Source organism: Microbacterium sp. K24, assembly GCF_004794465.1.
Classification (GTDB): Bacteria; Actinomycetota; Actinomycetes; order Actinomycetales; family Microbacteriaceae; genus Microbacterium.
Genome location: NZ_SSDJ01000084.1, coordinates 1 through 8711, shown reverse-complemented (window position 1 = coordinate 8711; position 8711 = coordinate 1). Strand labels below are relative to the sequence as shown.

General features: G+C 70.6%; 5 protein-coding genes. All 5 read right to left on the bottom strand.

The annotated features are described in order from the left end of the window. On the bottom strand, nt 1-502 hold a 502-nt coding region (locus tag DW306_RS06415), incomplete at its 3' end, for an RDD family protein (RefSeq protein ID WP_136054787.1). Next, the gene (locus DW306_RS06410) at nt 499-2901 is read right to left on the bottom strand and encodes a transglutaminase domain-containing protein (protein ID WP_136054786.1); all 2403 of its coding nucleotides are present in this window, start codon (nt 2899-2901) and stop codon (nt 499-501) included. The genes DW306_RS06415 and DW306_RS06410, both read right to left, overlap by 4 nt. After that, nucleotides 2898-4160 (bottom strand): DUF58 domain-containing protein, encoded by a 1263-nt coding sequence (locus DW306_RS06405; RefSeq protein WP_136054785.1) that lies wholly within the window; start codon nt 4158-4160, stop codon nt 2898-2900. Before DW306_RS06405 ends, DW306_RS06410 begins: the two co-directional genes overlap by 4 nt. Continuing rightward, nucleotides 4160-5131, bottom strand: a complete 972-nt coding sequence (locus DW306_RS06400; protein WP_136054784.1) for a MoxR family ATPase — start codon at nt 5129-5131, stop codon at nt 4160-4162. Before DW306_RS06400 ends, DW306_RS06405 begins: the two co-directional genes overlap by 1 nt. Nucleotides 5132-5173: 42 nt before the next feature. Then, nucleotides 5174-8711, bottom strand: a 3538-nt coding sequence (locus DW306_RS06395) for an Ig-like domain-containing protein (protein ID WP_205814111.1), incomplete at its 5' end; no start/stop codon positions are given.

Here is an 8711-nt window from a genome sequence, read left to right as displayed (position 1 = left end):
CGGCCGGAGCAGCCGCAGCGGCGGACGCGGGAGCGGATGCCGCGGGCCCGGCCGCGCGCGCATCGAGCATGAGGGAGCCGGCGACCTTGTCGTGCCAGCCCTGGAATCGGCCGGAGCCGTCGAACAGCGGCGTGAAGTAGCCGACGACGATCGAACCCGCGAGGCCGAAGATCACGTTGCGCAGCAGCGTCCGGCCGAAGCCCAGCGGCGTCTGCCCCTGCGCCGAGACGAGGCGCAGACCCTGTGCGCGCATGCCGATCGACCCGGTTCCGGACTGCATCAGCGTGTAGACGACGAACCAGCCGAGCAGCAGGAGAGAGACGATCGGACCGCCGATGAGGAGGGTCGTCAGCCCCGCCTCGATCCCGCCCGACAGTGTGGCGGCGACCATGAGACCGCCGCCGAGGATGACGGCGAGACCGGCCGCGATGAGCGCGTCGATGAGGTAGCCGATCGCGCGGCGGGAGATCGGCGCGATCTGTGCGTACGCAGGCTGCGTCATGGGGTCTCGCTCTCGGGTGCGGCTGGTGTACTCGTGTTGCTGCTCTCGATCGTGCCAGGTTCGCGCCGAACGCGCGCGGTCGCCGCTTCACGGAGCCCCTGGAGACCGGTCGAGATCGCCGTTCCGCCCAGCAGCGAGCGCAGGCTCAGCCGGGCCTTGATGCGCTTCCAGAAGCCGGCATCCTCCCCCAGCCCGCCGACGATCCCGTCGACCTCGCTCCAGAACGCCTCGACGTCCTCCGGGGTCGGATCGGTCGGCCCGAACACCTCGGCGTCGGCCCGCTGAGCGAGATCCGCAACCTTCGGCACCGCGAGCGTCGCGACGACGGCCGCGGCCTCCTCGGGCCGTGTGCTGCCCGGCGTCAGGCGGGCCCCGTAGTCGACGGCGCGATCGGTGAGCTCGTCCCAGCCGCCGCTGATGCGGTCGGCCGTGCGCGCCGCAGCCCGCCGGGACCGGCGCTTCGCGGCCTTCCACGCCCCGATCACGATGAACGGCGACATCAGCAGTGCGAGGATCCCGAGCGTGATCCCGCCGATGAGCAGGATCGCACCGATGATGCCGGCGAGGTTGAGGCTCTCGTCCTCGGATTCGCGGTCGTCGGGCAGCGTGGGCGGCAGGTCGACGGGCTCCTGCGGCGGGGGCGGCGGCTGCAGCACCTGCGGCTTCGGGTCGACGCGCGGCTTCGTGTTCTGGTCGTTCGGGACCTGGTCCTCGGGCGGCGTCGGGTTGAACGGGAGCCATCCGAAGCCCTCGAAGTTCACCTCGACCCAGGCGTGCACGTTGTCGCCCGTCGCGGTGAACACCGCCTCGCCCGCCTGCTCCTCGTCGGGGTAGTACCCCATGACGACGCGGACCGGGATGCCGAGCTCACCGGCGAGCAGCGACATCGCGACGGCGTACTGCTCGTCGTCGCCGATCATCTGGTCGCCGCCGATGAGGGTCGTGATGCGCTCGGAGGTGTGCCCCGCGCGCGACAGCACCTCGCCCTCGAGACCGTGGCTGAAGAAGCCGCCCTCGGAGAGGAAGCTCTCGAGTGCACGCACCTGCTCGATGGGCGACTCCGCGCTGGCGACGGTCTCTGCGGCGAGCGCGGTGAGCTCCTCCGGAACGTTGCTCTGCTTGGGCTTCGCGACCGTTCCGAACTCCACGTCGGCGAGCTGATCGTCGTCGGGCGTGTTCGGCATGACGGCGTCGACGGAGTACTCGTCGCCCTTCTTCAGCTTCACCGTCGACACCGCGGTGCCGGTCGCGGTGTTGACGTAGGTGCCGCGGCGCAGCTCTTCGGCGCGATCGCCGGAGAACCGGATCTCGGACAGCTCGCCGGCCGTCGGCATCCAGACGGCGTTGTACTCGTCGACCGCGATGTTGAGCGTGACCGGGACGCCCTCGGCATCCGGCGACATGTTGGAGCGCAGCGGCGAGAACGCGCTCGACGAGGTGGGTCCGCCGTCGGTGACGTTGTAGACCATGCCGTCGTACTCGTCCATGACCGCGGTGCGGATGCGGGCCCCCTTGGGCAGGCCCTGAACCGTGAAGAGCGTCTCGTCGACCTCGTCGCGCACGTTCTTGCGGAACGCCTGCAGCGGGCTCGGATAGTCGCGGATGTTGAACGGCGGGATGATCACGTCGCGGAACACGTGGCGCGGCTCGGACGGAGCGGCGAGCGCGCTGGTCGCCACACCCGCACCGCCCGCGATCGCCAGGACCGCGACGCCGGCGAGCAGTCGCCGCAGGCGCATGTGCGCGGCGCGCGAGGGATCGACCTCGCTCACCGAGACGGCCATGTTCTGCGGCGCCCAGATCTGCCGCAGGGCGAGCCAGGCGATGCTGCCCACGGCGAAGACGAGGCCCTGCACGACCGGGAACGCGGGCTGGGGGGTGCCGAGCGCGATCACGAGCATCAGCAGCACGCCGGCGGGCAGCAGCGCCCAGGCCACCTGCGGCAGCCGGAGCGCGAGCGAGGCGGTGAGGGTCGTGACGACGAGCGCCAGCAGGAACGGCACGATGAGGTGTCCGTCGGCGGCCGCGACCGGGGCCACGGTGGTGAGCATCTGCTTCCACGCCGTGACGGTGCCGAGTGCGAGCTTCTGCAGCGTCTCCAGCGTCGGGATGAATCCGAGGATCGCGGTGTGCGGAAGCGCGAAGGCGCCGCCGAAGACGAAGTAGGCGGCGACGGTGAGGCCGGTGATGATGAGGATGCCCCATCGGCGCCAGGCCGCGACGCCGGCGATGGCGAGTCCGACGACGATGCCGCCGATCGCCGCGGGCAGGAACGACGGACCGGCGAACGTGGGCCAGAAGCCGACGAGCGCGACCGCGACGAGCAGAGCGGTCGCCCCGAGGTCGAGGGTCCAGCGGCGCACGGAGATCGTGGCGGGCGCGGTGGCGGGCGCGGTCATGCGAGCACCTTCTGCAGGGCGAGCGGGATCTGGTCGAGCTCGCCGATCGTGATGACGTCGGCATCGCCGATGCGTCGGAGGGCCGGGGCCGACGCCGAGGTGTCGGCGACGACGGCGAGCGCGCGGGCGCCGAACGGAAGCCGTGAGCAGGCGAGACGCAGATCGTCGGAGCTCACCTTGGAACCGCAGACGAGCACCACCACGCTCGCCAGCGGCATGGTCGCGGAGAGCACTCCGGCGAGCTCGGCGATGCCGCCCTCGCGCGGCTTGCTGTTCTCGACGGCCGAGAGCGAGTCGAGCAGCTGCTTGCCGGTGCCGGCGGGCAGCTCGCGCCCCTGCACGCGCATGTCGACGCGCTGCGAGTCGCGGAGCGCGCGGAGGCCGATGGAGCCGGCGGCAGAGATCGCGAGCTCGAAATCGTCGGATGTGGCGTAGTCGCCGCTGGAGCGGGACAGGCCGATCACGAAGTGCGAGCGGCGGGTCTCCTCGTACTGACGCACCATCATCGTGCCGGTGCGCGCGGTGGACTTCCAGTGGACATGGCGCAGGTCGTCGCCGGGCTGGTACTCGAGCAGGGCGTGGAACGACACGTCGTCGCGGGAGAGGTCGGCCGCGGGCAGGCCCTCGAGGTCGCGCAGGTAGCCGAGCGATTGCCCGTCGAACAGGATCGTGCGCGGGTGCACGAAGAGGTCGACCGGCTCGTCGCGCCGATGCGCGCGCTCGAACAGGCCGAGCGGGTCGCCGCGCACGACGCTCACGGGGCCGACCTTCACGACGCCGCGCTTCTGCGTCGGGATCGCGAAGAGCTCCTCCGCCTCCTCTCCGGGGGCGAGCCGCTGGATGCCGAACTCGCCGCGACCCGATCCGACGGGCAGCACGATGCGCGAGGGCAGGATCGCGCGGGTGCCGCGGTTCGCGAGCGTGAGGGCGCCGACCGCGCGCTCGCCCACGACCACGCGCGTGCGCGCGAGGTCGAGCGACACGTCGTAGGCCGTGCGACCGATCAGGAACAGCGAGCACAGCGCGACCGTGATCGCGATGACGATCGCCGCGATGGTGAACTCCGACCACCCGGCGACCTGGCCGAGGATCCAGAACCCGAGCGTGATGCCGATCAGCACCCACGCGAGCGGGCGGACGGCGGAGCCGATGATGCGGAGGCGCGACAGCACGCGCGCGCCGATGACGGCCGCGACGTCACGCCAGCCGGCGTCGCGGTCCGTCTGCGTCGGCGGCGCCGAGAGTGCCTCCGTGGTCATCAGGCCGCCGTTCGCGCCTGAGGTGCGGCGATCCCGTCGAGCACGCGCCCGATGACGGTCAGGCTGCTGGTGCCGGCGAACTCGGCCTCGGCGTCGAGCAGCAGACGGTGCTGCCACGTCGGCCGCGCCAGAGCCTTGATGTCGTCGGGCAGCACGAAGTGACGGCCGTGTGCGGCCGCCCACACCTTCGCGATGCGGATCATCGCGATCGCGCCGCGCACCGAGACGCCCAGACGGATCGCCGGGTCGTTGCGGGTCGCCTCGGCGAGCTCGGCGACGTACCGGAGCACGGCGGGCTCGACGTGCACGGATGCCGCGAGGTCGGCCATGTCGGCCACCGCACTGGTCGTGATGATGGCGCCGAGGCCCGCGGACGGGTTGCGATCGGATGCACCCGCGAGGATGCTCTCGGTCACCGCGAGGTCGGGGTACCCGATGGACGTCTTGATGAGGAAGCGGTCGAGCTGGGCCTCGGGGAGCTTGTACGTTCCGGCCTGCTCGATCGGGTTCTGGGTCGCGATGACGAGGAACGGGCGACCGGTCTCATGGGTCACGCCGTCGACGGTGACCCGGGACTCCTCCATGACCTCGAGGAGCGCCGACTGCGTCTTCGGCGAGGCGCGGTTGATCTCGTCGGCGAGCACGATCGACGCGAAGATCGGGCCCTTGTGGAACTCGAAGCGGTGCGACTGCTGGTCGTAGATCGTGACGCCGGTGACGTCGGAGGGCAGCAGGTCAGGCGTGAACTGGATGCGCGCGCTCGTGCCCTGCACGGTCGCGGCGAGAGCCTTGGCGAGGCTCGTCTTCCCGGTACCCGGGGCGTCCTCGAGGAGCACGTGGCCCTCGGCGAGCATCGACGCCAGCACCAGACCGACGATCTCGCGCTTGCCCTGCACGGCCTTGTCGATGTTGTCCACCAGGCGCGTGAAGGTTCCCTGGAACCAGGCGGCCTGCTCGGGGGTCATGCTCATGTGGGTTCTGCTCCCTCTCGTGTTCGTTTCGGCTGGGCGCGGCTAGGGCCGCGCCCAGAATCTCTTCTCGGTGTCGACGCCGTCGCCCCAGCCGACGATGTCGACCCAGACGTTCTGCCCGTCGCGCCCGACCCAGCAACCCAGCTGCGTGGAGCCGTTCCCATTGAAGTTGACGGTGTAGGCGAGGTCGGCAATCCGCCCGTCGTTGTCGGAGTAGCAATGCACGGTCGCGTTGCCGATGCTCAGATTCTCCCAATGAACGACGTACTTGCGGCATCCGTTGACGCAGCTGCCGGCGGCATCGCCCTGCGTGACGTACACCTTGGGCTGCGGCGGTTCGCTCGTGCGCGCCGATGCCGAGGCGACGGGTGACCAGGTGCCGGTGGAGTCCTGCGCTCTGACGTCGATGCTGTGGGTCTGGTTGTATCCGTCGCCCACGGTGCGCGAGCCGGTGCGCCCCACATCCTGCCAGCCGCCGCCGTCGATCCTGATCTGCGTCGTCTGGATCGGACGTCCGTTGTCGGAGCCGTTGGAGTTCCAGTTCAGCCTCACGCTCTGGCCGAGGTTCTCGGCGCTGGCCGTCGGCGCCTTCGGCGGGCCGAAGGGGATCTGCGCCACGGCGTTCGACGGACCGCCCACATACTGCGCACCGCCCACGTTCGCGACGCCGCGGGCCTCGACGTTGTAGTTCGTGCCGTTGTTCAGACCGCCGATGACGCCGTTGCCGGGCAGGTTCGCCCAGCCGCCGCCGTTGAGACGGTACTGGTACACCACCTCGCCCTGGCGGGCGCCGTTGCGCGAACCGGGGGTGTAGTGCACCGTGATGCTGCGGTCGCCGGCGTCGACGCTGGTGATCTGCCCCGGCGCGGGCGCGATGACGCCGCGGCGCGGCGCCGACATCGGGCTCCACTCGCCCCAGCCGGCCTTGTTGTGCCCGCGGATCCGATAGGTGTAGTCGCTCTCGGACGTCGGAACCACGATGGCCTGGCTGTTCGACGCCGCACCCGGCGTGTGGGTGTTCTGCAGGCTGGAGCCCTGCCACACCTCGAGCTGGTAGGCGTCGATCGCGTCGCCGTTCGCCGGCGGCGTCTGCCAGTTCACCTGCATCTGCGCCTGAGATCCGACCGGAGCGAGCTCAGCGGTGGTCGGCGCGGGTCCTGCCAGCGGCGGGCCGGCGGGCACCTCGGAGGCCGACCAGTTGCTCCAGCTCGAGGGCTCGGGCGCACGATTGTGGGCCTGCACGCGCACCTGGTAGTTGCCGCCGTTCTCCAGCCCCTCCCAGGTGAGGGAGTTGCCGGTGACCTCCTTCTGCGAGACGCCCGACGGCGGTGCCGGAGAGATCTCCAGCGTGTACCGCTCGACCGGGGAGCCCGGGGTCGTCGGGGTCGTCCACGCGACCTGGAGCGACTTGTCGCCGAACTTCAGGGTCGGCGGGTTCGGGGTGTCCGGACGCGCGTCCGGGCGGGCGACGGCCGACGATCCGGACGGCTTCGACTCGCCGACGCGGTTGGTCGCGGTCACCTGGAACACGTACTCGACGTTGTTCGTCAGGCCGTCGAGCGTGCACGTGGTCGACTGGCACTCCTTCGAGTAGGAGCCGCCCTGCACCGCCTTCACGGTGTACTTCGTGATCTCGGCGCCGTTGTTCGACGGGGCGCCGTAGGAGACGACCACCGTGCGGTCCTGCACGCTCGTCACGGTCGGCGCGCCCGGAGCCTCGGGAACGCCCTGCACGGTCAGGATCACCTGTCCCGTGGCACGGCGATCGGGGTCCTCCGTGGCGTCTTCGATCTCGTAGCGCACGACGAGGGTGCCGACGAACTCCTTCGACGGCGTGACCACGACGTCGTCGCCCTTCACGCTCACCTGGCCGGCGCCGGTCTCGACGTTGGCGGACAGCACCTTGAGCGGCGTCTCCGGGAAGGGATTGAAGTCGTTCGCGAGCACCGGCACGGTGACCGTCTTGCCCTGATCGGCCTCGGCGATCGTGTCGGTGTTCGCCGCCGGCATCGCACGGTTCGACGCCGTGACCTGCACGAGGACGGAGCCCTCCACCGGTTCGGTCTCGCCGTCGGTCACGCGCAGCGTGAGCGTCACCGCCGTGCCCTTCTTGGCGTTCGAGGAGGCCTCGACCAGCAGCCGGTCGCCGTCGATCTTCGCGCTGATCCCCTTGCCCTCGCCGTCGACGAGCGAGTACTTGTGCTTCCCCTCGTCCTCGGGGTCGGGGTCGGTGGTGAGAGCCGCGAGGTCGAGCGCGGTCGCCTCCTCGCCGGGCGCGACGTTGATCTGGCTGCCGAGGAACTCCGGCGGCTGGTTGTCGGGAGGCAGCACGTTCACCGGGATGCTGAGCGTGGCCTTTCGTCCCTCGGGGTCGTCGGGGCCGGTGCCGTCGGTGACCTCGAACGTCAGCGCGTCCTGTCCGAAGTACCCAGGTGCCGAGGTGTACACCAGTGTCCGCTCGTCCTTCACGAGGTCGGACCCGTCGGCGTTGATCGCGGTGACCTTGGCGTGCTCGGTGATGACGACGTCGCCGCCGCCTGCGACCGTGACGTACTTCGCGAGCGGGACCTCCTTGGTCTCGCCGCTCTTGACCTCGAGGGGCTTGGTCGAGGTCAGCGTCGGACGCAGACCGTCTTCCGAGGGGACGAAGATGAAGGCCGAGGACTGCAGGTCGTCCTGATCGGTGAGCGTGTAGCGGATGAGCTGCAGCTCGTCGGTGACGGTGACGCGGACCTTGCCGTTCTCGAGCACCGTCGCGCCGTCGCCGACCTCGAGGTCCAGTCGATCGGTGGTGCCGTCGGGGTCCTCGTCGTTGTCGAGGATGTCGAGGTCGGCCGAGAGGCTGCCGTCCTCGAGATCCGCGGGTCGCAGGCGGTCGTCGCGAGCGACCGGCGCCTGCAGGGGAACGTCCTCGTCGACCGTGATCTGCAGCACGGCGGTCGCCGTCGCGCCGCGGGCATCGGTCACGGTGTACTGCAGCGACGTCTCGAGCGCGCGGTTCGGCGCCTGCACGAGCACGCGGTCTCCCGACACCCGGGCCGAGAGCCCGTCGATGTCGGGCACCTCCAGGCCGTCCTTCACGAGCGCGAGCTTGTCGCCCTCGGGGTCGGAGTCGTTGAGCAGCACCGGCACCGCGATCTCGCGACCGGGGCGCACCACGACCGCGTCCTTCACGGCATACGGGGCCTGGTTGATCTGCTCGGCCGGCGCGATGCCCACCCGGATCGTGGCGGTGCCCTCCTTGCCGAGGCGGTCGCGCACGCGGTACTTGAAGACGTCGACGCCCGTCGAGCCGTCGAAGGCCTCGTAGGTGAGGTAGTTCTGCGCCACCTCGGTGATGCGTCCCTTGGTCGGGCTGGACGAGATGTCGAGCAGCTCGACCGAGTCGCCGTCGCCGTCGATGCCGTCGAGCGGCACGGCGATGTTGATCTCGGTGCCCGAGAGCGCGCGGGCTACGAGGTCGCGCGGCCGCGGAGCCGCGTTGGTCTCCTCGTCGACCGGCAGGATGTACGACAGCGGTCCCTCCCGGCCCGCCACCGGCAGCGCGGGTGCGATCCTCGCGGCCGACTCCTTCGTCGTG

Excerpts from the sequence above, each read along its gene's own strand:
- DW306_RS06410 (WP_136054786.1), bottom strand. The coding sequence starts at position 2,901 with ATGACCGCGCCCGCCACCGCGCCCGCCACGATCTCCGTGCGCCGCTGG.
- DW306_RS06405 (WP_136054785.1), bottom strand. The coding sequence starts at position 4,160 with ATGACCACGGAGGCACTCTCGGCGCCGCCGACGCAGACGGACCGCGAC.
- DW306_RS06400 (WP_136054784.1), bottom strand. The coding sequence starts at position 5,131 with ATGAGCATGACCCCCGAGCAGGCCGCCTGGTTCCAGGGAACCTTCACG.